The organism is Microcoleus anatoxicus, assembly GCF_042465725.1.
Lineage (GTDB): Bacteria > Cyanobacteriota > Cyanobacteriia > Cyanobacteriales > Microcoleaceae > Microcoleus > Microcoleus anatoxicus.
Genome location: NZ_CP120853.1, coordinates 1,241,319 through 1,263,946, shown reverse-complemented (window position 1 = coordinate 1,263,946; position 22,628 = coordinate 1,241,319). Strand labels below are relative to the sequence as shown.

Sequence of the window (22,628 nt, the reverse complement as noted above, 5' to 3'; positions counted from 1 at the left end):
GAAACAAGGTTGAATCAACCTCAAATTAAATTATGTCTTCAAATAACTACGGCGGCCCGTACCAAAGCCGACTATTAAAATTTATATCCAAACAGTCCCGCCAAGTTGCCGAAAATTGCGATCGCACTTGGCGACAAGTTACATCCGCAACGCTTAACACTACCCAAATTCTACTTTATCCAGCATACTTGCTGGTGCAAAGTTCGCGAATGTTAGCCAGACAACTGCGGGAATCAAGCCAAAAAATAGATTTACCAGAATTGCAGGAATTTGCTGAAAGAGAAAATTTCAAATTTTCTCAGAATTCATCCCCAAATGGGTGGGATGAGGAGATAGGCGCAGAAAGTGCGATCGTAGACATTGTGCACATGGCTGAAAATATACTCCTCCCATCGCAAACAAGGACAAAATCCGACAATTTATCCTTTGTAATTACAGCAGAAAATTGGCCAGCCCCAGTGACACCAGAGGCTTTAGGCGCACAAACACACTTTACCCGAAACCTGGCCAAAACTCCCAGGAATTTAGTTTTAGAACATCAAGACACAGAAACTCCAGTAACCGAAATTTCCATCAACAATGGCGCAGCCGTTAACACCACACCGAAAGTTCGGGGAATTGCGACTTTTCTACCAGCCCGCAGTTTAGTATTGGTGGGAGCAGAAAATCAGATTTTAGATATTTTAACCCAGGAACAGCAGGAACTCTTGGAGGGTCGCATAACTTGGGAAATAGCCAACTCCGGGCCTGGGCGACGAGAAATTGCTAAAAAAGAATTAAAATTTAATCTCGGCTTAGAAGAGGCTGCGGCAAAATCCCTACTTCCGCCAGTGCGCGGTTTTTGGCAATTGATGGCTTGGGTACAAACAAGTCCCTTGGCGCTGAAAAGAAATCAGTTTGGAGAATCAATCCTGGCGATAAAAAAAGCCATTAATACTGGTGCCGATCGCCATTTAATCATAGCTCAAACAGCTAGGGCGCAAATCACCGGAGTCAAAACCGATCGACCGGCAATTGCCTCCGCAAGTGCGCTAGACTACCATACATCAGAATTAACCACAGATTTTTACAGTAAGTTCGATCGAGCCACCAATCCTCTATCCTTTGTCACATTACTCGATCGCGCCGCCGTCAACCTCGAAGAATTCACCATTCCCCAAGTATCAAAAATTACTGGTGACTTAACAGACAGCCAGCCAGCCCAGATAGAGCCAACAACCGAGAAGTTGAGCCCAAGCACCCGTGAAATAGTCGAAAACTACGCCAAAAGCATCGAACAGATGATTTGGTCATCAGTAGACTACCTCCTAGGCAAAGAAACAGCAGCCAGCGATCGTACAGAAAAATCTCTAGCAATCAAGTATTCTTTGCAACAAAGAAGTGTGGAAAACACTGAAATAACCGAGACCAAGGGCGATCGACCTTGGCTAAATTGGCAAGACCTGTTTGGAGAACCAGCACCACCATCCCTAGACCAAGTGCCACAGCCAGCCCCAGAGCCAATAACACAAATAAGCACAAAAGTCAAGCCAGAAAATAGGGAAATCGAAAAATTGGCTCCTGGTCGATCGACACCAAAATCCACATCACCATACCCAGAGGCAATTCAAAACCTGCTCGCCCAGCTCAAAAATAGCATTAACATAAAAGTAACAAAAAGTCAACCCCAAAAAACATCTAATTTAGAAAATCTTCAAAAAAATAGCAGACAGAGCAACCTAGAAGCATCAACTCAGATCCAGACACAGAAAACTCAACCAGAAACAGCAACCACCCCCGAGCTCGGCGCAACCCCCAGCAAATACATCAGCATCACCAAAGAAACAGAAAAGAAAAACCCAGAGGAACAAGCACAGGAGTGCTTAGAAACCACAGCAGAATCAATGGGATACATCAAGCATCCCCTAGAACAAGTGCTAGAATGGCTCGATCGCATCATGGTGCGACTAGAAACAATAGTCGAACAACTGTGGGAATGGGCAAAAATCCACTTCCCAAAAATCATCAACAGCAAAGATTAAATTCGCTAATCTTTGACATATGATAAAAAAGTTGCACCAGCAACAAATCACTCAGCTCGATCGCATTCTTGGAGACTCCCACAGTGCTAACCCTCAAAATCGTAGTTAATATAGTTGTCCTATTCTTTGTTTCCCTGTTCATATTTGGATTTTTGTCCAATGACCCAGCTCGGAACCCCAACCGCAGAGACATGGAATAATCGCCATGTCGGGTTGCACCGGAAAGACAGTTGAGAGTGCAAAGTGAGTCCAAAAACTAAAAATTGTACTTAGGTGTTGGTAGCCACTTGACTCAACCACAGAAATCCGATGCTAGCGGATTGGATACAAGCGAGCAATCCATCCAGCATATGAGGGGCGGGCCACAGCAGCCCCTGCCATGAACCCACAAACCATCAAAAATTAGTTAAAAAAACTTAACCTCGCTGGTCAGTGAGGTTATATCGTGGTGAAAGCAAGTTCTAACAGCAGCCAGCATCCCAAGCAGCGCAGCCACTGCAAATTTCAGACATCAAATTTCTGTTTAAAAATTTATAGCAACCTCAATAGGTAATTAGGACGTTTTCAATTGCTCAAACCATTGATTTTATTCCTTATTCCATCTTCCATCTTCCATCTTCCATCTTCCTTTATAGCAACCTAAATAGGTAACTAGGACGTTTTCAATTGCTCAAACCATTGATTTTATTGCATATTCGTTCTTCCATCTTCCTTCTTCCTTCTTCCTTCTGCTATAACTATGCCCTATCCGGTACCGCCACCAGAACCCCCTGCCATCATCAATATCACAAAGCCCAAAAAAGTCGCCCTCGCTGTGGCGGCAAGTGATAGAGACACCCGCAGCAACTCCACAGAACAACCGGAACCAAGCCCAGCTCTAGTTCTGTCAGAAGCAAAACCAGCCACGGAACCAGCCCCCTCAACCAGACTCCTGGACCCAACCGCAGCAGCAGGTGAGCCTTCAGAAATCGACGACCCCCTAGCAGCAGTGGCAAACGGCACTGCTGAGTTGAGATTTCAAAATCCCACTCCCGTTGTAGAAACCGCAACCAGGGAAACTCCCAAAGACTCTTCCTTCACTACTTATCATTTTGCACCGCCACAAAATCGCCTTTCCGGTAGGAATCCAGCACCAACCCCAGAGGCATTATTGACTCAGAAAAAACCGGGGGAACAGGAACAACCGCAGGTTTCAGACCCAGATGAAAGCAGTTATCAAGCAAAGGGGCTGCAACTAGAAGATAAGTCACCTCCTGAACCCCAGGATATTCCAGTTCCCGAACCACCCCCGGAACCAACACCAAGCGGACAACCACAGTTAGAAATTCCGACTCCGGGTACCGCCCCAACGCCCGGAACGCCAGCATCGCCCAAACCGAAGCCCAAACCAGGCCCAGCCCCAGGAGTCCGCACCCCACCTTCCCAGCGGACGGTACCTTTCCCTGTGAGTCCGGCAGATACGATTGAGGTGAAAGCAGACAGCCAGGAGTTTGATGACAAGCAGCAAATTGTTACGGCTATTGGTAATGTGGTGGTGCGGTTCCGACAAACGGTGATTGATGCCGATCGCGCGATCGTCAATTTAGTCACCCGCCAAGTGATAGCATCCGGTAATGTCGCCTATACCCGCGGCCAACAAGTAGTCCGCGGGGAACGGATGGACTTTAATCTCGGTCTCAATTCCGGTGCCGTCGAACAGGCAAAAGGTGAACTGTTCTTACCCGCAGCAGGTAGCGAGTTAACGCCCACACTCCCCACAGATATCAGTGCGGGCACGATTCTCAATCAGCCCCTGAGCGATCGAATTACCAGTCAGCAGCCAGTGCGCGGAGTTCGCTCCCCCGGCGCCGCTACCTTTACCATCGGCGGTGGCGGACAGGGCGGACAGGTGTCCGCACCCCAAATCACTGGGGCTGTTAACCGCGTTCGCTTTGAAGCAGAACGTCTGGAACTGCGACCCGATGGCGTGAGGGTGGCTACTAATATTCGGATTACTAATGACCCCTTTTCTCCGCCGGAACTGGAATACCGCGCCAAGACGGCGACGATTAGAAGGATTTCTCCCACGGCGGAGGAATTGGTCACAACTAAACCTCGTTTGGTGTTCGACAACCGGGTGAAAATACCTGTGTATCCTCGCCGACAGGTGTTTGACAGTCAGCAGCGGAATGGCCCGTGTTTGACCTTTGGCTTCGATGGGGGCGATCGCGGTGGTTTGTATGCTGAGTGCGCTTTGGATGTACTGCAAGCAGGGCCAGTCAGGCTGACTTTGACTCCCCAGGTTTATCTTCAGCGGGCGATCGAAAAACACGGCGGTAGCCCCTTTTCCCCCGATAGTTACGGCCTGAAAGCGAAGTTGACGGCGGCCCTGGGCCCTCGCACTAGGCTCGACGGTTCGGCAATATTTCTCAATTTTGATAATTTCCCGAATCTAGCTGAAAATGCTTTTCGGGGTAATTTGCGTTTGCGGCAGTCGATCGGGACTCACACTCTGGTGGGGGAATATAGCTATCGCGATCGTCTCTTTAACGGTTCTCTAGGCTTTCAAACCGTCAACAGCAGCCTGGGAGTTGTTCTCACTTCCCCCATCATCCCCCTGGGAAAGTCTGGCATTAATCTCAGTTACCAAGCCGGTTATCAATTTATCAATGCTGACACCGACAGATTTGACTTGCTCGAACCTGTGAGGGAAAATAACCGCATCGATTTGAGCCGCTTACAACTGAGCGCCGCCTTAACCCGCGACTTTACCCTATGGCAGGGTAAATCCCTCCCCCGCACTCCTACCCAGGGTTTGAAGTATACGCGGACTCCCGTGGTTCCTTACGTGAAACTGGCTTTGGGTATCCGTGGTGTTGGGAGTTTTTACAGCAGTGACGATCGACAAAATTCTCTCGCCGGCAGTGTCGGCATTCAAGGGCAATTCGGTCATTTCTCCCGCCCTTTCCTCGACTACACTGGGTTTAACGTGACTTACACTCAGGTAGGACGGGATGGTCTATCCCCATTTTTGTTCGATCGCCTGGTAGACGTCAGAATCCTTTCCTTTGGACTTGTCCAACAAGTTTATGGCGGGTTTCGAGTCGGAATTCAAAGTGCTATTAATTTAGATACCAAGGAAACCATTAGTACAAATTACACTTTGGAATACAGTCGTCGCAGTTATGCAATCATTTTACGTTTTAATCCAGAACGTCAAGTCGGTAGCCTGACTTTTAGGATTAGCGACTTCAATTGGAATGGCACTCCTGAATCCTTTGGTGGGGATGTACGAACTGTAGAAGGAGGCGTGCGTTTATCCGATTAATTCAATTAGTTATTGGTAATTAATTGTGGTTGATTTTAAGTTCTAAAATAAACCATAACAACTAACAACTAACAAATAACAACTAACAAATAACAACTAACAAATAACAACTAACAAATAACAACTAACAACTAACAAATGACAGAAGTGACGGCAATATCTGCACAAGCAGCAGCTCTGCTGGTTCACTATGGTTTTGACCTAGGTGGCAAGAAAGCAGAAAAATTGGCGGGCGAATGGCTGACTAATTATCCCAGCCATTGGCTCCGTTTAGCAGTGATTGAAGCGCTTTATCAAGGTCGTTACAAAGCCGTTTCTGTGGCACAAATATTGAGTATGTGGCAGCGTTTGAACCAACCTGTATATCATTTTAATGGTGAGTTTGAACGCTTAGTTTGCAGCAACTTTCCTCAAGATTTAATGCTGGAAAGTGATTTTAAGTTGTCACAAAAACAGATATTTTCACCGAGTCCAGAATCTGATTTAGATGAGCTAGAACTAGATTTGCTTCCGACTCCCGATGTTGAATTCGATCCCGCCGACGATGCAGAACTATCCAAAGTAGAGACTGAGGAAACATCAGAATTGTCCGCAGTCAATCGCACCAGGGAAAATGCAGAAGTTGTAATTTATGAAGATTTGGCAGTAACTGCTGTGGCAGATAAAGCCGAAGCTGATATTTCAGTCGCCTCGGAATTGGTTGAAAAATCAGTCCCCATCGTCAAACATACTGATTTTCACTCCAAGTTAAAAGCTATTGCCAAAGAAGGCCACAGAAAAAAGGGAGAAAGAAGAAAAAAAGTCTGATACGGGCCTTGGGAACTGGGCGAAGCGAAGGGGAGGAATTGGTTATGGGTTATTCGTTATTGATTATTAGTTACCAGAAATAACAAATAACAAATAACAAATAACAAAAATTTTATTTGGTGGGGGCGGCTCCCATCCGAATTTCTGAACAAAAAGAAGCTTGTTCATTACCGTTAGCTTCCTTGACAACACTGGTACGCAGTCGTAGGTTGGGGATGAGATACCAGAGGCGTTCTTCGGCATGAATAGTTTCAGATTCCGTAATCAATGTCAGCACGTCATCACAGCCCATCACGTAGCGAGTATTGCCCTTGTCTTGGATCACTTTGCCTTCCATGGGATTGTCGGCATTGGGTAAGACGGCTAATATTGTAGAACCGATTTGTTTTTGCTCAGTGCGATCGGGAGTACCCTCCCAACTCACCCTAACGCTAGTTAAGCCAGTAGCATTCGGATCGATCGAGTGCTGTTGGCACAGCTTCACGACTGCGGGTTCAGTAGCCGTCAGTATTTCTATTTTGAGCTCAGATTTGCCAGCCTGCAATTCCCCGGAATTGAGATAGTGTACGGTGCGCTGCGAAAACCATTTGCCTGCACTTAGCTCGAAAAACTCGATAACATCCATGAATTTTGTCTCTGAACTCAATACTTCTCTATTTTGTATATTTTAAAGGAATGAGGAACACCTGCAAAGCTGTCAAGGACTTTTCAGTTTGAAATTAATCAGATTAAGTAACCGTAGAGGGCGCTTTGGCCACAGAAAATAGCAGGGATAGCAACAGACGGACAATCATCCTGTCAGGACGAGCCATTAACAACAATCAAAAAAATAAAATAATGATATAATTCTTAATTACAAAGATGGGTGCGATACCAGTAGCAAACAGAAATTAAATATGTCATGCTAACCAAAGAGACAAGTTTCTCGATCGGGTTGTTAGTAAGGTGCAGTTAGCGATCGCATACATTTGACAAAAACATCCAAAAATTTATGAGCGAGTTTACGCCAGGGTCAGAGCCCATGCTGCCCGCAGCACAGACACCAGAACTGGAAATCCAGCCCAGTCAGTTAGTCGCCAATTCCGACGTCAATCGATTATACAGCTTACTAACAGATTACAATTTTATTCAAACTAAGCTGTCAGCATCTGGAGTACAGCCCCTAATAGAAGATTACAATTTAGCAATAAATATCCCTAATTTCCTCGACCATCACCAAATAAAAACCCTCAAATTAATCCAAGAAACCCTGGGAATTTCTGCCCACATTATCGCCCAAGATAATACCCAATTACCCACACAACTAATAGCCCGCTTGATGTGTTTTGAAAATCCCGAAATTCAAGCACTACTAGCCCAAGCAAAAAACCAAAAATACCCCTGGTTCCGACCGTTAACTCCCAGTTTTACCCCTCCGGGAGGAAGATTGCAGCGCACCCTCACCGGACATACAGATTGGGTACAAGCTGTAGCAATTACCCCCGACGGTAAGCGGGTAATTTCTGGCTCATCCGACCATAATATCAAAGTTTGGCATTTAGACACAGGAGAGGAAATTTTCACCCTAACAGGTCATCTTACCTACGTCAATGCTGTGGCAGTAACCCCCGATGGCACTCAACTAATTTCCGGTTCTTGGGATAATACCATCAAGATTTGGAACCTCGAAACAGGACAAGAAGTATTTACCTTTGGTGGCGATACCTTTGCCGTAGAAGCTGTAGCAGTTACTCCTGACGGCAAAGCACTAATTTCTGGTTCATGGGATGGCAGTATTAAGGTTTGGGATTTAAAAAACAGGGAAATAATTTTTAACCTCAAAAGCCATACAAGTTTTGTACAATCAGTAGCAGTAACACCGGACAGCAAGCGGTTGATTTCTGGTTCCGGTGATAACAGCATCAAAGTCTGGAATTTAGAAACGGGAAAAGAACTTTTCACTCTGACTGGTCATCGGGATTGGGTCAAATCAGTAGCAGTTAGTCCCGACGGAGAAAAGATTATTTCTGGTAGTTATGACGGCACTGTAAAAGTCTGGAGTTTGAGAGAAAGAAAGAAACTATTTACATTAGGAACTCATGACAGTTTCATCCAATCTGTGGCAATAACTCCCGATGGTCAGCGAGTAATTTCTGCTTCCGGTGACAAAACTCTCAAAGTTTGGCATCTAGAAACCAAAGCAGAAATATTCAGTTTTACCGGTCACATCGCCCCGGTGAATGCAGTAGCGGTGAGTGCGGACGGTAAACGGATAGTTTCTGGTTCCTCTGACAAAACTCTCAAAGTTTGGTTCCCAGAAACAGAAACAGAAAATGTATCATTTCTAGCTCATCATGACTCGGTAAATTCTGTGGTAGTGACAGCAGATTGTACTAAAGCAATTTCGGGCTCTGGCGACAACACCATTAAAGTCTGGAATTTGGGAAATGGAGAAGAAATTTTGACTATTTATGGTCATAAAGATTGGGTTAAAGCAATTGCTGTCACCCCAGACAGCCAGAGAATAATTTCTGGTTCCGGGGACCAAACGATGAAAGTTTGGAATCTGGAAACAGGAGAGGAAATTAGGAGTTTCACAGGTCATACAGACTGGGTAAATTCTGTGGCTGTGACTGCGGACAGCAGGATGGTAATTTCTGGTTCCGGTGACACAACTATTAAGGTTTGGAGTCTGAAAACAGGAGAAGAAATTTTTACATTTGTCGGTCACACTGACGGGATAAAAGCTGTTGCAGTTACTCCTGACGGTAAACGGTTAATTTCTGCGGGTGGTGATAAAACTCTCAAAGTTTGGAGTTTGGGAACCGAAAAAAATAGTTTGGCTGATCTCTGGAATTTAGTAGTAAAAAATCAACTTTTTACTCTCAAAGGTGATGAAAATTCAGTCAATGCTGTAGCAGTTACAGCGGATGGTAAATGGGCAGTTTCTGGGGCTAGGAAGAGCACGATCAAAGTGTGGGATTTGTCAACTAGAAAGGAAATTTTCACTTTGGCTGGTCATGGTGATGCGGTAACAGCTTTGGCGACGGTGGGGACTAGGGTGATTTCTGTTTCTGATGACAATACCCTGAGAGTTTGGGATTTGTTAAGTCGAGAAGTAATTGCTATTTTTCGGGGAGATAGTGCGTTTAAATCTTGTGCTATTGCACCGGATGGGGTGACAATTGTGGCGGGGGAAGTTTCGGGGCGGGTGCATTTTTTAAAGTTAGAAAATAGTTTTTAGTCCTCCGTCCCTAGTCATTAGTTACTGTGGCGATGGTTAAATAATCGCACTTTTGTAGTTGTACCAGTAGAATATAGCCTAATGCAACAAGCGAACAAAGGTAGGCTATGTCACAACATGATTCTTCTCTCCCAAAGTCGGCAATTAGAGACAACCGTCATCGCGGAACTGTGGGCATTTTTTTGAAAGCCAAGGTCGAGGAAAACTCAACCTTGTCAATTGTTTCTGCTTACTTTACAATTTATGCCTTTGATGCTTTGAAGGAACAACTTCTAGGTATTAAAAGCTTGAAATTTCTGTTTGGCGAACCGCGCTTCATCAAGTCCCTTGACCCCAGTAAAACTGATAAAAAGGCGTTCCAAATTGAGGATGAGGGCTTGCAGTTACAGAATCGGTTGCAGCAAAAACGGGTGGCGAAAGAATGTGCAGAATGGATTGAGAAAAAAGTCCAGATACGGTCGGTAAAGCAATCTAATTTACTGCACGGCAAAATGTATCACATTGCTCATAACGGAACGGAAAATGCTATTATGGGCAGTTCAAATTTTACCATGCGGGGACTCGGATTAGGTAAAAATAACAACAATGTCGCGACTCTGCGTTTGGCGAATCGCTGGGAATTGCTAGTCTGAGCGATACACTAGCTGATGCTCAGCGGAAATTTACCAAGTGGGCAAATAAAAGTAAGGAACGCAAAACTAGCGAACTGCTGGAAGAACTAAGTTCTGCTTTTTTCAAACTGCTTGACCAATTGACGATCGCCCGATCGCGCAAGCACATTCAAAAATACTATAAAGATGCGATCGCCCAATTAGGCGGCTTTCCAGAACGGCTCAAACCCATCTCCGTATTTCCTGAGATTGACCTAGAGGGTGAGTTCATGTCCTACGAACAGCTTAACAGCGAAATTTCTAAATATCAACTCTCCCTATTCAACCCTTCAAAATATGTTCTGTCGCCATACCGATCGCTGTATGAAAATAAAACAGGGCGAAATTTCAAACAGAGCGATCGCGAACGCTGTTTGATCGGTATGATGAAAGTTAATTTCCTTAAACGCTTAGAAAGCTCCATCCATTCCTTTTCGCTGACAATGGAGCGCACGATTACCAAAATTGAATATTTAGAGACCAAAATTCAAAATTTTCAGCAATTTCAGCAATCTCGCGACGCTAACCAGACAGTAACTTTCAGCGATTTAATGATTGAAGACTTCGACGATGAAGAGTTGCAAGATGCCATGCAAGTAGGTCAGAAGCTGATATTTCAAATGGCGCACCTCGATGTCGAAACGTGGTTAAAAGACCTAAAACGCGACAAGGAACAGCTTAAAAAAATTTACAATTATGCCCAAAGCATTTCTGTTGAACGGGATGCCAAGTTAGCTGAGTTAAAAGCACTAATCGCCGATAAAGTCAAGCATCCTACAACTAACAAGCATGGCCAACCAAATCGCAAGGTTTTAGTTTTTACTGCCTTTGCAGATACGGCAGTTTATCTCTACGAAGGATTGCGGGAATGGGCAACATTAGACTTGAAAATTAACTTAGCTTTGGTGACTGGTGGTTCGGCGAAAAATAAGACTACCTTTGGCAAAAATGAGTTCAATCATGTCCTGACAAATTTTTCGCCTTTCGCCAAGAAACGCGCCCAAATTCCATCTATGCCACAAGACGGCGAGATTGATTTATTAATTGCCACCGATTGTATTTCAGAAGGGCAAAATTTACAAGATTGCGATTATCTGATTAACTACGACATACACTGGAACCCAGTCCGAATTATCCAGCGGTTCGGTAGGTGCGATCGCATTGGCAGCCCCAACCACACCGTACAATTAATTAATTTTTGGCCGACAGAGGACTTGGATCAGTATATCAATCTGAAAAATCGAGTAGAAGCACGGATGACTTTAGCGGACATTGCTGGTACATTTGAAGATAATCTGCTGGAGGTAAAGGAGATTCAAGAATTGATTGAGAGTGATTTGAAATACCGCGACAAGCAGTTGCTGCGATTGAAAGACGAGGTGCTGGATATCGAAGATTTCACCGAGAGTGTCGCCCTAACGGAATTCACTCTCGATGATTTCCGAATGGAACTAGCCAAATACATTGAGAGCAACCGCAAACTACTCCAAGATGCCCCTTTCGGACTCTATGCAGTAGTTCCAACTAACTCGGAGTATCCGATAATTGCTCCGGGCGTAATTTTTTGCCTCAAACAGAAAGGCGATTCTCTTGATAATAAAACCGTCAATCCGCTGCAACCATACTTTTTAGTTTACGTTCGCGAAAATAAGGAAGTGCGATTAACTTTTGCTCAACCCAAACAAATACTTGAAATATACCAGTTGCTGTGTGCGGGATGTACTGTTCCCTATGAACAGTTGTGCAACTTGTTCGATCGAGAAACTAATAACGGATTTGATATGAGTTTGTATAACGACTTGCTGAAGCGGGCGGTTGATTCAATTGCAGATATTTACAACAAGCGGCTCATCGGCAATCTGCTGTCCAGTCGCCGTGCTGTGTTGGTTGAGCAAGCGCATCAGGTTAAAGCAACAACTGATTTTGAACTGATTACCTGGTTGGTGATTAAATGAGCGTCAGCGAACAACAAGCAAAAGCATCTATTAATCAAGCTTTAAAGAGTTTTGCCAAGGGAAAACTAGCCGATAACGCCCGGAATTTGTTCTTTGTTCTTGGCTACCGAAATGATAAAAATCTTCCGTTTTATCCTAATAATTCGGAGAATTTTATTGCAGAATTTGACAGAGATCAAAAGCTAAATCACAAAAAAGCGATCTTAAATGAATGGCTGACTGTTGATTTTTTATTTGAGTTCAGTTGGGATGAAATTGCGGGTGATGACAAGCTAAAATTCTCCTTGAATACTAAAGCTAAGGGCGAAAATACGTTTTTGATTTACTGCTACTTATTTTTCGCAATAGAATTGTGGCGTAGCACCTACACTAGCGAACAGCTTGACGGCATTGTCCGCGAGATTAATAAACTCTTTCTAAAGCCCGCAATAGTTATTTTTAAACATGGAGAAACTCTGACTTTATCTATTATAAACCGCCGCGCCAATAAACACAATGAATCTGAAGATGTATTAGAAAAAGTCAAACATATTAAAGATATCCCATTCGCCAGTCCTACAAATTCAAATTTAAAAATTATCTTCGATATTTCCTTAGCACAGTTGTATAAAAATCACGGATTTAGCAATTTTGATGAATTTCATAAAGCTTGGCATAAAACCATTCCTGACAGCATCAAAGTTAAGGAAGACCCTATACTGTCAGATTCGCTTCGGGTTTACCTGCAAGAAATCGGTCGAATTCCCATGCTCAAAGCTGAGGAAGAGATTGAACTAGCTCGTAAAATTGCTGAGTTAGAATTAGAGGGCAGCCGAAAAGCTAAAGATAAAATGGTAGAGTCTAACTTGCGGCTGGTAGTCTCAATCGCTAAAAAATATCAAAATCGAGGGCTGGATTTCTTAGACTTGATTCAGGAGGGAAATCTCGGTTTAATCAAGGCCGTAGAAAAGTTCGATCGCACGAAGGGCTATAGGTTTTCCACCTACGCGACTTGCTGGATTCGTCAGGCAATTACGCGGGCAATTCACAACCATTCCCGCACCATCCGCCTGCCAGTTCACCTAGACCAAACTATCTCACGGATCGATAAAATTACCAAACGGCTTTCTCAACAAATTGGCCGCAAGCCTACGGAAGAAGAAATCGCTACTAAAATGGAGATGACAATTGCAAAATTGCGCTTTGTTAAATCTAAATCGGATGTGTCTATCATTTCCTTAGATACTAGAGTGGATGAGGATGAAGGTTCTACATTGGGAGAGTTGATTGAATTTGATGGGGAAACACCAGAAGACCAAGTATCGAAAAATTTGCTCCGCGAAGATTTGGAAAGTGTTTTAGATACTCTCAGCCCCCGACAACGTGACGTTATTCGGATGCGATTCGGATTGGATGATGGCCGCGAGAAGACTCTAGAGGAAATCAGCAATATATTTGATGTTACGCGCGCGCGGATTCGGCAAATTGAGGTTAAGGCTTTGAACAAGTTGGGCGATCCAAACGGCAACAGCATCTTAGAAGATTATATTCGCCCGACAGCAATTGACCAAATTGAGACAAAAAGACCGATCGCCCAACCGATGCAGCCAAGACGGTTCAATATCTCAGAAAACTTGTCTCCCAGCAGCAACACCTTCTTACAGGAGCCTGTTGATGATAAAATAGTTGAAACAGCTAATATGACTGAACTATTAATTCCTTTTAACAATTTCATAGAAGAATCAAATATAGAACAAACAAAGTTGGCTCAGACTCACCTGTCGAGGGACGATAAAAATGAAAACAATCTCACTTATGCAAATTTAAACGAGCATAATTTCCACATTGCCGAACGGGCAGAAAATGACTTGAATCGAGCGATTAAACCGATGAAACAAAATTCAGCAGACTTACTCAAACAACTCACCGCACTAGAAGATGTTTTTTCCCAATTAGAGAAACGGCTGTCAGAGGCGAGTCGAAAGTTGCTAAACCCTGGTATACCTATATCTCAAAAGCTGATTCAAGAACTTGACGATTCCCATAAAAAGTTTATTCAGCTTCGCGATAAGGTGCTAGAACTGGCTGAATATTTGGCAGTATCGCCAACGCTGACAACTGAGGAAATTGGTTCTTTAGCAGATATCAAGTCTGTACTTGAGCGTGTGGATTTGGCGGAAAAGCAAAAAAGTGCGATCGCCCTTGTCCGCGACTCTGCTTTGAGGGTTTTGGAACGAATTTTAGCGATCGCCCATCGAGTAGAGAGCAATTTTCAGTCATTGCTGGAATGTCAGGAAACAGCCCGCGAACTTCAACGCGCCATCTCCGCATCCCACGAGTCTGACTTGCATCCCGACACCCAACTCTTGGCTGACGGTAATCATCGATTCTGCAAACTGCTAACACTAATTGCAGAATTGGAAGAATCAGATGAAGAGCGTTTAGATTCCTTACATGATGCCGTATCTGAATCATTTGGAAGAACTCTGGCGATGGCAGCAGTCAGAGGTAAACTGATTATTCAGTCGGAAAAAATAGCAGATTTACCTGCTATTTTTACTAACAATAAGTTAGAGGGAAATTCCTTAGTTGAGAAGCCTGAATTTGAAACTGTTCCTGTTGTCGAACAACCAGCCGCAGCAGAGTTGAATTCGGTATTGACAGAGGAGGCGATCGCGCAGCCAACCCCTGAAAATATCCCAGATATTCCACCAACAGAACCGCCAACCACAACTCAGATTGATCTGCCAAATTCTGAAAATAAGCAAGGAAAAAAAGTAGAAAATCAGGCTGATTATACCAAAAATTTCAGTGTATTGCAGCAAGGCGTATCCTGACGGCTAATGAATATATATATATGCTGCAACAGGGGCGATCGCTTCCTGAACCAGAGGAAAAGAGAGATGCTTTTAAAGACTTCTTCGAGCATGATCAGTATACTGCGATCGAAAAAGTCCTTCAGGATTACAAAAAGCAAGAGCTAATTGCAGACATTTCCAAAGGGAAAAGTATCGCCAAAATCCAGATACCGCAGGGGACACAAGCCAAAAAAGCCGCTGAAATGCTCGACGCTTGGTTTAAAGCCAAGGGAAAGCATCAAGTAATCACAGAGAAAGATGCTCATCAAATTCTCAGCAACCTCGGTTTTAACATAAAATTTCTTAGATTCAAAAAATCAGGACAATATACCTGGATTGACGTTAATGCTGAGCCGATATTTGACCAAAATCGCTGTCCTGTGTCTGCCTATGGTTCAGCCGCGAACGGTCATTACCGCATTCTTTGCGTATGGGATAGACCGAACGAACAGGATCTCCTCAATGCCGTTGGAGAAACGGCTCTGGGAGGGCCGATCTTCGTCTTTCATTTTGGGCGAATGACCGTCAAGAAACGCCGAGATTTGGCTGATTTGTGTCGCCAGCGTCGGAGCAGTTTCATTGTGATAGATGATGTGCTGATGCTCTACCTTTGCGGAGAACAAAAAACACGCTTACCTGTATTGTTTGACTGTACCTTACCCTTTACTTTCTTAGAACCGTATAAAACCGCAGCAGGAGAGGTTCCGCCTGAGATGTTTTACGGGCGAGTACGAGAACGGGAATCTATAATCAATCCCGAAGGTTCTTGTTTAATTTATGGAGGCCGCCAGTTAGGTAAAACGGTTTTGCTTAAGTATGTGCACCGGACTTTTCACGCAACCGACGCGGGAAGGAACGCCCTATTTTTAGATATTAAAGAAATTGGGCGCAAGCAACTGTTAGATAAGATTTGGCATCTACTAAACGAAGAATTGGATAAATTGCAAATTCCCGATACCAACCGGCGCAATTCCGTCCGCGAAACCAGCTTGCAGCGGATCAAAAGTTGGCTGGAATTTGACACGCAGCGGCGCTTTTTGCTGTTGTTGGATGAGGCAGATAATTTCCTGGAAGCTGATGGTAAGGAGGATTTCCCGCGCTGTGATGAGTTCAGAAAATTAATGACGGAAACTAACCGACGTTTTAAGGTGGTCTTTGCCGGATTGCACAACGTTCTGAGAACCACTAGACAAGCAAACCATCCCCTGGCTCACTTTGGCAAACCGATCTGCATTGGGCCTCTGCTGAATAATGGTGAAATGCGGGCGGCAACAGCTTTGGTAAAACGTCCGCTGGCTAGTCTTGGCTATTGTTTTGAACCGTCAGATTTAATCCAGCGTATTCTTTGGCAAACTAACTATTATCCGAGCTTGATTCAACTTTATTGCGAGCAGTTACTCAAGCACATTACTAACCCAGATGTCCCTACTTTCGATGCGAAAATTAGTCCGCCTTACGCGATCGCTTCTCGCCATGTAGAAGAAGCTTATCAAAGTCAAGACCTTCGCAACAATATTCGCGATCGCTTTAAGTTGACACTGGGACTCGATCCGCGCTACGAAGTAATTGCCTACTCGATTGCTGATGGTTCTCAGCAGAATGAAACAGGTATGGAGGATGGGTTTTCTGTATCTTGGATTCGCGAGCAAGTCTTGTATTGGTGGTCTGAGGGATTCGCGGGAAGGTCATCGGAAGATGAAATTCTTGCTTTACTAGAAGAAATGGTCGGATTAGGAGTTTTACGAGAAACCGATGCAGGTTACTTCACTCTGAGAAGTTCTAATTTAGCCTTGCTTATGGGTACGCAGCCAGAAATTGAAGCAGAACTTCTGAGACACCGCGAACCTCAATCTGAATACGAACCTGCTACTTTTCGGTCTCCTCTTTTCGTGAAAAATAAAGCTGATTCCCGGCGCAGTCCTTTAACTGTTAAACAGGAATCATATCTTCTGCTCCGCGAGTACGGTGTCTCTATTATATTTGGGTGCCAAGCCGCAGGAATTTACGATTTGTGGTTTTTTCTGGAATCAGCATTTAGTAAGAAAATTTACCCATTCCACTATTTAGACAACCTCTCAGATCTAGATAATTTCAAGCAGCGCTTGCAAAAAATTAGTACCCGTCGCAAGAAAGATACTACTACACTTATTCTTGTGTCAGCCAGCACCCCTTGGAGTAAGGATTGGGTTGATGAGGCAATTCAGAAAATCAAAAGATTGAAGAAAGAAGACTCGTTTATCCAGCTTGTTTTCGTCGCCGATCCTCAGAAGGCTTGGCAGTTAGTTATTCATAATTGGACAGGTTTTGATTGCTTTAAGGAACTGAGATTTTTTAGCCTCAAACCTTGGCACGATGCCGCCCTGCGACATTGGCTGGAAGATACTAATTTGCCCAGCGAACTAGAAGTGAGAAAAAAGATTACGGCAGTTACAGGGAATTGGTCAAACCTGCTGCAAGAATTCTATCAATTTGCTCAAGCTAATCCGCATTGCTGGCAAGATTCCTTGGCCCAACTGAAGAATCAATTTAATAACTCTGACAAATTAATTAATTCAATGGGTTTTGACGGTTGCGAACCTCAAAGAAAACTGGTGATGAGAACTTTGGCCCAATGGAGAGAAGCAGCAACGGTTGAGGTATTAGTTGAGATTCTTGATGATGTATCGCCTGAAGTTGTCAAGCAGACTCTCAGATGGGCGGATCTCCTCAGTCTCGTCTCGCATTTAGGAAATCAGAAGCAAGATGGTAAGGATTATTGGCAGATTGACCCTGTAGTTGGCCGTCTGCTTGAATCTATGGCAGAGTAATACGCACTTTCTGCTGTGCGATGTACTTAAGTGGATGGGGTAGGGAGGGGGACACTATTCCTACAAAATCGGGGCTTTTCCGAGAATGAAACAGCCCTGGGGGCTAGGGCGTGTTTTCAAACCCAAAGATCCCCCCCAGCCCCCCTTAAAAAGGGGGGGGAAAGAGTCTTTAAGTCCCCCTTTTTAAGGGGGATTTAGGGGGATCTAAATCTTAAGGAGTAGTTTGAAAACACGCCCTAGGGGGGATCTAAGCTTAATAGTCAAACAGCACTCTGTGGCTGGGTTTGAACTGAAGTTGTCACCAATAGCGGGTTTGTGACAACAAAACCCCGAAGGCTCAACATGGGCTGCAATCATTAATCTTAATTTAATTTAATTTAATTCAGTGCTTTCATGGCTGCGACGACTTGCTGCGATACAAAAGGCAAAATTTGTTCGTTTTTACTATTGTGTTTCCCTTCGGTAAATACCACTAACAAGTAAGGGCGCAAATTCGGTATTTCAATGTAGGCCGCATCGTGACGCACTTGACTTGTGAGCCCAGCTTTTGACCACAGTTTCGCTTCTAATGGTAATCCGCTACCTAAAAAACCTGTAACTTGATTTTCGGGATCTGCTTCTAATTCGGCTGGTTCTAAACTACGTTTCATTAAACCCATCATCTCTTGGGATGCTTTGGCGGAAACAGCTACACCACCGATGATACTATGCAACAAAATTGCGGTGGCATTGGTGGTTAGCATATTTCTATTTTCCATTAATTCTCCCAAAAATTCTCGCTCCCGACCGTAGGGGCCGTCGCACCATGTTTTTTGATTGAGGTTAATGTCTTGTAAGTCTAGCCAATTTAATGATTGAAAGTAACGGTTGATGATGTTTCGCTGCTGTTTCCAGGTTTCAAAGGGGCCGGAGGGTAATTCTGGACCACTGGTGGTGCCGGTTAGTACATCTACTACTAAACTGGTGGCGTCGTTGCTGGAATCTACTATCATGTCTCTGACAGCGCGTTCTAATTCTTTTGATGTTTTAATCATCCCTTTTTCTGCCCATTCCCAGACGGCCACAAGGTAGAATAATTTGACGATGCTGGCGGGATACACTCGTTCTGAAGCCCGATGGCTATAACCTCTGGCTTGATATTTCCAAAATTCTTCGGGGCTGAGAGCTCCGCCTGTGTTGACTCGCACGGGCGGATCGTAGACTATCCAGGTGAGGGCGAGACGATCGCCTCCTAATTCTGTAAATTCTGTCTCGACTGCATCTATAATGCTCTTGCCGAGGGTTTCTAGTTGTTCGTCTTTACGAAAAAATGTCATGGTAATTTTAGGGGGTTATGAGGGCTTGCTATAGGAGTTATCGGTTATCAGTTATCAACTATAAACTAGAAAAAATTAAATGACTAATTATCAATTATCTGATGTTGTGGAGTATCGGGCCCGATCGCACATAAATATTTACGATTCCCCCAGGTGCGATCGACTGGCGACTCAGGCGATGGCTGGGCGACACTTGCGAGTAGTCGAATTACCCCTGGTTAATGCTGGGATAGGTGTAAATTTTGATACCATGGCTGTGATGGTGCGGCTGTGCGAAGATGATTATCCAGGATGGCTGGATCTGCGAGATATTGAGTCGATTTCAGTGGCACAGATACCCTATCATCCTGTGATTTTATCGGAGACCAAAATTAGAGAAAAATTACCAAAAGTAATTAATTTTGCTCATCAGGCGATGGACCAATCTAATGAATACCTTTGGGGCGGCACTGTGGGGCCAAATTATGATTGTTCTGGATTAATGCAGGCTGCTTTCAGGTCTGCTGGTATCTGGTTGCCGAGGGATGCTTATCAGCAGGAAGCTTTTACTAAGCCTATTAGTATAACTGGTTTAGAACCAGGAGATTTAGTTTTTTTTGGAACACCAGAAAAGGCTACTCATGTGGGACTATATCTGGGAGGCGATCGCTATATTCACAGTTCCGGCACTGAACAAGGTCGCAATGGTATCGGGATCGATATTTTGTCGGAAGATGGCGATCGAGTTAGTCAAGCTTATTATCGGCAATTGCGAGGATATGGTAAAGTGGTGGCAAGTTATCAACCTATAGTAATCCTAAATCATTTGTGAATTTCTTACTCCCTCCCCTTATGAAGGGGAGGGTTGGGGTGGGGTAAAAAACTTTACGACTCCTGCAAGGACTGCTATAGTTAGCTAGACAGACGGGAATCCCCACACTATACCGCCTCGGTTAGTGTGGGATGAAAGGCGTGTGAGGTCAGGATTCCATCTGTTCACAATCTCAAAGCATAGCTTTGAGGAGTGGGCGGATGGATGACGAGACCAACAAATCCTGGTAAAATAATACTAACAAAAAACGGCAATTCAATGAAGGCGACATATCAGTACAAGTTCTATCCCGACACTAATCAAAAGCTAGCTCTCAACCAATGGCTCAGAATTTGCCGTTATTGGTACAATCGCCAATTGGGAGATCGTTTTGATTGGTGGGAAATGAACCGTACTGCTATCAATGCTTGTCCCTTAAAAACCAGTATTGCGGCTCCCAGAGAAAAGCCTAACTACTACTGCCAAAAACAACAGTTACCCATTCTCAAAAAAGATTTGGTTAAAGTCTTTCATAGTGGTGAGTTATTAGACTTTAAGCAAGTCGATTCAACGATTCTGCAAGACGTTTCCAAACGAGTCGAACGAGCTTTTGAGAGGTTTATTGTCGGTGACAGCAAAGGTGGGCGATCGGGTAGACCCAGATTCAAAACTGAAGCCGACTACCGAACAATGACTTTGGCAACGGCTAGCGACGATTGGATTAAATTAATTCGTAAGAATTGGATTTACATTCGATTGCCAAAACTAGGGGTAATAAAGGTGCGGATGCACCGTACCATCCCCGATGGTTTAACCATTAAACAAGTGAGTGTCACTAGGAAAGCCGACGGTTGGTTCCTCCAATTAATACTTGAAGACACTTCTGTGCCTGAATTGACACCGGATAAAATTGCTCCCACTTGGGAGAATTCAATCGGTTTAGATGCAGTGTTACACGAAGATGTTTATCTAGCGACATCTGAGGGTGAGAAATTACCTTCCCTCAAGCCACTCCGAAAGAATCAAGCTAAATTAGACCGCATTTCCCTGAAGCGGAATCAACGAAAAAAAAGGTCTAAAGCCCGACGAAAGTTGGCAAAAAAAGAGGCGAGACAGCATCAAAAGATTGCGCGTTGTCGCCAAGACTTTCATTATAAAACAGCTCACAAATTAGTCAGAACGGGAGCTAAGTTCTTCTTCCATGAAGACTTAAACCTCAAAGGTTTAACTAAAAGAAACAAGGTTAAACAAGATGAGGATGGGAAATATTTACCCAATGGGCAATCCGCTAAATCTGGATTGAATAAATCCTGGCTGGATGCAGCTTTTGGGCAATTTTTTACGACGCTGAGCTACATAGGAGAAAAAACTGGGGCAGTCGTCGTTTCACAAAAACCTGCTTACACCTCAATGCTTCTGTGTTATCGGAATGAAATGGTTTTCACCGATTGCAATATTCGAGAGTATTGGGATGAGCAAAATTCTTTGATGGTAGATCGCGATCTTAATGCTGCGATTAACCTAAAAAGACTGGGGTTGGACATTTTCCCCAGTATAAAACGCCCTAGTGGGAATCTTTCTATAGTTGGTTCTATGGATAAAGCGTACCAGAAGGAAATCTTACATACCCTTCATCGGGCTGTTAAGAAGCCCACATCATAATCTGTACTCAGATTTGATGTGGGAGTATGTCACTTGTTGATAGTTGAGTTGACGGTTGATGTTATAGCATAAAGAAATGGACGCTGCATTATTTTTGGAAAAATTGGCGAAAAAAAAGGCTGAAGCAGAGGTGATGCTGGATGTTTCGGCGGTAGTCCCGGTGTATAATGAGGTGGAAAGTTTACCTCATTTGATTGAGGCGATCGCCACTTCGATTCAAGCCTCTGGACTCAGCTATGAAATTATTTGCGTAGATGATGGTTCTAAGGATGGTTCAGCAGAACTTCTCAAACAGTTAGCTAGTAGTCGCGATGACCTTTGTGCTGTAATTTTACGCCGCAATTATGGTCAAACTGCCGCCATGTCGGCGGGTTTCGATCGCGCTCGCGGTCGTGCTATTGTCACCCTAGACGGCGATTTACAAAATGACCCGGCTGATATTCCGTTATTGTTGGCAAAGTTAGATGAAGGCTACGATTTGGTCAGTGGTTGGCGGAAAAATCGGCAAGACAATACCATTAGTCGGTTAATTCCTTCTAAAATGGCGAACTGGCTGATTGGCCGCGTTACAGGAGTAACTTTGCACGACTACGGCTGTTCTTTGAAAGCTTATCGGGCCGAGTTGGTGGCAGATTTGAATCTCTACGGGGAATTGCACCGATTTTTGCCAGCTTTGGCCTTTATTGAAGGGGCGAGAATTGCCGAAATGCCGGTGCGACACCACGCCCGCCGTTTTGGTCAAAGCAAGTACGGAATTTGGCGGACGTTTCGGGTGTTGATGGATTTGTTGACTATTTCTTTTATGAAGAAGTTCCTCACTAGACCAATGCACGTTTTTGGACTTTTGGGACTGAGTTCTATGACTTTGGGAACGGTGTTAGGGATTTATTTGACATTCCTGAAGCTGGGTTTTGGTCAAAGTATTGGGAATCGTCCTTTACTGATTTTAGCTGTAGTTTTGCTGTTGACAGGGGTGCAGTTATTTTGTTTTGGTTTATTAGCAGAAGTGATGATGCGGACTTATCATGAATCTCAGGGTAAACCAATTTATCGGGTCCGCGAAGTTTTTGGTTCTAAGTAAGGGGTTGATACCAATTATACTCGGCGATTGAAATCGCTGCTACACAAACAAAGTCCGCCTTCGCGGACTGAAGAAATAGGAAAGTTTTAATACCAAATCCGGGTTTTAAACCCCCTCGATCTCTTAGTCCGCGGAGGCGGACTTCGTTTGACAAGACGCGGTTTCAACCGCC

The 22,628-nt window shown here is 44.1% G+C and carries 13 protein-coding genes and 1 pseudogene; 12 read left to right on the top strand and 2 right to left on the bottom strand.

The genetic code is table 11. The features are described 5' to 3' along the window. Window positions 1-32: 32 nt before the first annotated feature. The 4 genes from P2A85_RS05300 (at window position 33) to P2A85_RS05285 (ending at window position 6,135) form a co-directional block, all read left to right on the top strand. Window positions 33-2,021, top strand: a complete 1,989-nt coding sequence (locus P2A85_RS05300) for a hypothetical protein (protein ID WP_377477934.1) — start codon at window positions 33-35, stop codon at window positions 2,019-2,021. A gap of 83 nt (window positions 2,022-2,104) precedes the next feature. Next, the gene (locus P2A85_RS05295) at window positions 2,105-2,221 is read left to right on the top strand and encodes a photosystem II reaction center protein I (RefSeq protein WP_340523282.1); all 117 of its coding nucleotides are present in this window, start codon (window positions 2,105-2,107) and stop codon (window positions 2,219-2,221) included. A 539-nt stretch (window positions 2,222-2,760) separates the two neighbouring features. Continuing rightward, a complete protein-coding gene (locus tag P2A85_RS05290; protein WP_377477933.1) occupies window positions 2,761-5,328 on the top strand; it encodes a DUF3769 domain-containing protein in 2,568 nt (855 codons plus the stop codon). Between the two features lie 138 nt (window positions 5,329-5,466). Next, window positions 5,467-6,135 (top strand): hypothetical protein, encoded by a 669-nt coding sequence (locus P2A85_RS05285; protein ID WP_377477932.1) that lies wholly within the window; start codon window positions 5,467-5,469, stop codon window positions 6,133-6,135. Between the two features lie 112 nt (window positions 6,136-6,247). On the opposite strand, the gene P2A85_RS05280 is transcribed toward P2A85_RS05285, so the two are convergent. Next, complete coding sequence (locus P2A85_RS05280; RefSeq protein ID WP_377477931.1) at window positions 6,248-6,760, bottom strand: phycobiliprotein lyase; 513 nt, start codon at window positions 6,758-6,760, stop codon at window positions 6,248-6,250. 366 nt (window positions 6,761-7,126) lie between these two features. On the opposite strand from P2A85_RS05280, the gene P2A85_RS05275 reads away from it, so the two are divergent. The 5 genes and pseudogenes from P2A85_RS05275 to P2A85_RS05255 all read left to right on the top strand — a co-directional run bounded on the left by P2A85_RS05275 (window position 7,127) and on the right by P2A85_RS05255 (window position 17,607). Continuing rightward, window positions 7,127-9,358, top strand: coding sequence for a hypothetical protein (locus P2A85_RS05275; protein ID WP_377477930.1), 2,232 nt, complete (start codon window positions 7,127-7,129; stop codon window positions 9,356-9,358). A gap of 107 nt (window positions 9,359-9,465) precedes the next feature. Beyond that, window positions 9,466-9,990 (top strand): phospholipase D-like domain-containing protein, encoded by a 525-nt coding sequence (locus P2A85_RS05270; protein WP_377477929.1) that lies wholly within the window; start codon window positions 9,466-9,468, stop codon window positions 9,988-9,990. Window positions 9,991-10,109: 119 nt separating this feature from the next. After that, the gene (locus P2A85_RS05265; protein WP_377477928.1) at window positions 10,110-11,963 is read left to right on the top strand and encodes a helicase-related protein; all 1,854 of its coding nucleotides are present in this window, start codon (window positions 10,110-10,112) and stop codon (window positions 11,961-11,963) included. A 530-nt stretch (window positions 11,964-12,493) separates the two neighbouring features. Then, a pseudogene (locus tag P2A85_RS05260) lies at window positions 12,494-13,495 on the top strand (sigma-70 family RNA polymerase sigma factor); the annotation flags it as partial. A 1,304-nt stretch (window positions 13,496-14,799) separates the two neighbouring features. After that, entirely contained in the window at window positions 14,800-17,607 is a 2,808-nt protein-coding gene (locus P2A85_RS05255; protein ID WP_377477927.1) for an AAA family ATPase, read from the top strand. A 377-nt stretch (window positions 17,608-17,984) separates the two neighbouring features. Here P2A85_RS05255 and P2A85_RS05250 read toward each other — a convergent pair whose 3' ends face one another. After that, window positions 17,985-18,923 carry a serine hydrolase gene (locus P2A85_RS05250; RefSeq protein ID WP_377477926.1) on the bottom strand — a complete coding sequence of 313 codons (939 nt, stop codon included), beginning with the start codon at window positions 18,921-18,923 and terminating at the stop codon, window positions 17,985-17,987. Window positions 18,924-19,002: 79 nt separating this feature from the next. Between P2A85_RS05250 and P2A85_RS05245 the strand changes: the two genes are divergently transcribed. The 3 genes from P2A85_RS05245 (at window position 19,003) to P2A85_RS05235 (ending at window position 22,456) form a co-directional block, all read left to right on the top strand. Next, entirely contained in the window at window positions 19,003-19,734 is a 732-nt protein-coding gene (locus tag P2A85_RS05245) for an NlpC/P60 family protein (RefSeq protein ID WP_377477925.1), read from the top strand. A gap of 204 nt (window positions 19,735-19,938) precedes the next feature. After that, window positions 19,939-21,375 (top strand): RNA-guided endonuclease InsQ/TnpB family protein, encoded by a 1,437-nt coding sequence (locus tag P2A85_RS05240; RefSeq protein ID WP_377477924.1) that lies wholly within the window; start codon window positions 19,939-19,941, stop codon window positions 21,373-21,375. Between the two features lie 76 nt (window positions 21,376-21,451). Next, on the top strand, window positions 21,452-22,456 hold the full coding sequence (locus P2A85_RS05235) for a glycosyltransferase family 2 protein (protein ID WP_377477923.1): 1,005 nt from the start codon (window positions 21,452-21,454) through the stop codon (window positions 22,454-22,456). Window positions 22,457-22,628 lie beyond the last annotated feature (172 nt).

What these genes read in the sequence shown, in the direction of transcription:
- P2A85_RS05300 (WP_377477934.1), top strand. Translation starts at nt 33, where the DNA reads ATGTCTTCAAATAACTACGGCGGCCCGTACCAAAGCCGACTATTAAAA.
- P2A85_RS05290 (WP_377477933.1), top strand. Translation starts at nt 2,761, where the DNA reads ATGCCCTATCCGGTACCGCCACCAGAACCCCCTGCCATCATCAATATC.
- P2A85_RS05285 (WP_377477932.1), top strand. Translation starts at nt 5,467, where the DNA reads ATGACAGAAGTGACGGCAATATCTGCACAAGCAGCAGCTCTGCTGGTT.
- P2A85_RS05280 (WP_377477931.1), bottom strand. Translation starts at nt 6,760, where the DNA reads ATGGATGTTATCGAGTTTTTCGAGCTAAGTGCAGGCAAATGGTTTTCG.
- P2A85_RS05275 (WP_377477930.1), top strand. Translation starts at nt 7,127, where the DNA reads ATGAGCGAGTTTACGCCAGGGTCAGAGCCCATGCTGCCCGCAGCACAG.
- P2A85_RS05270 (WP_377477929.1), top strand. Translation starts at nt 9,466, where the DNA reads ATGTCACAACATGATTCTTCTCTCCCAAAGTCGGCAATTAGAGACAAC.
- P2A85_RS05255 (WP_377477927.1), top strand. Translation starts at nt 14,800, where the DNA reads ATGCTGCAACAGGGGCGATCGCTTCCTGAACCAGAGGAAAAGAGAGAT.
- P2A85_RS05250 (WP_377477926.1), bottom strand. Translation starts at nt 18,923, where the DNA reads ATGACATTTTTTCGTAAAGACGAACAACTAGAAACCCTCGGCAAGAGC.
- P2A85_RS05245 (WP_377477925.1), top strand. Translation starts at nt 19,003, where the DNA reads ATGACTAATTATCAATTATCTGATGTTGTGGAGTATCGGGCCCGATCG.
- P2A85_RS05240 (WP_377477924.1), top strand. Translation starts at nt 19,939, where the DNA reads ATGACGAGACCAACAAATCCTGGTAAAATAATACTAACAAAAAACGGC.
- P2A85_RS05235 (WP_377477923.1), top strand. Translation starts at nt 21,452, where the DNA reads ATGGACGCTGCATTATTTTTGGAAAAATTGGCGAAAAAAAAGGCTGAA.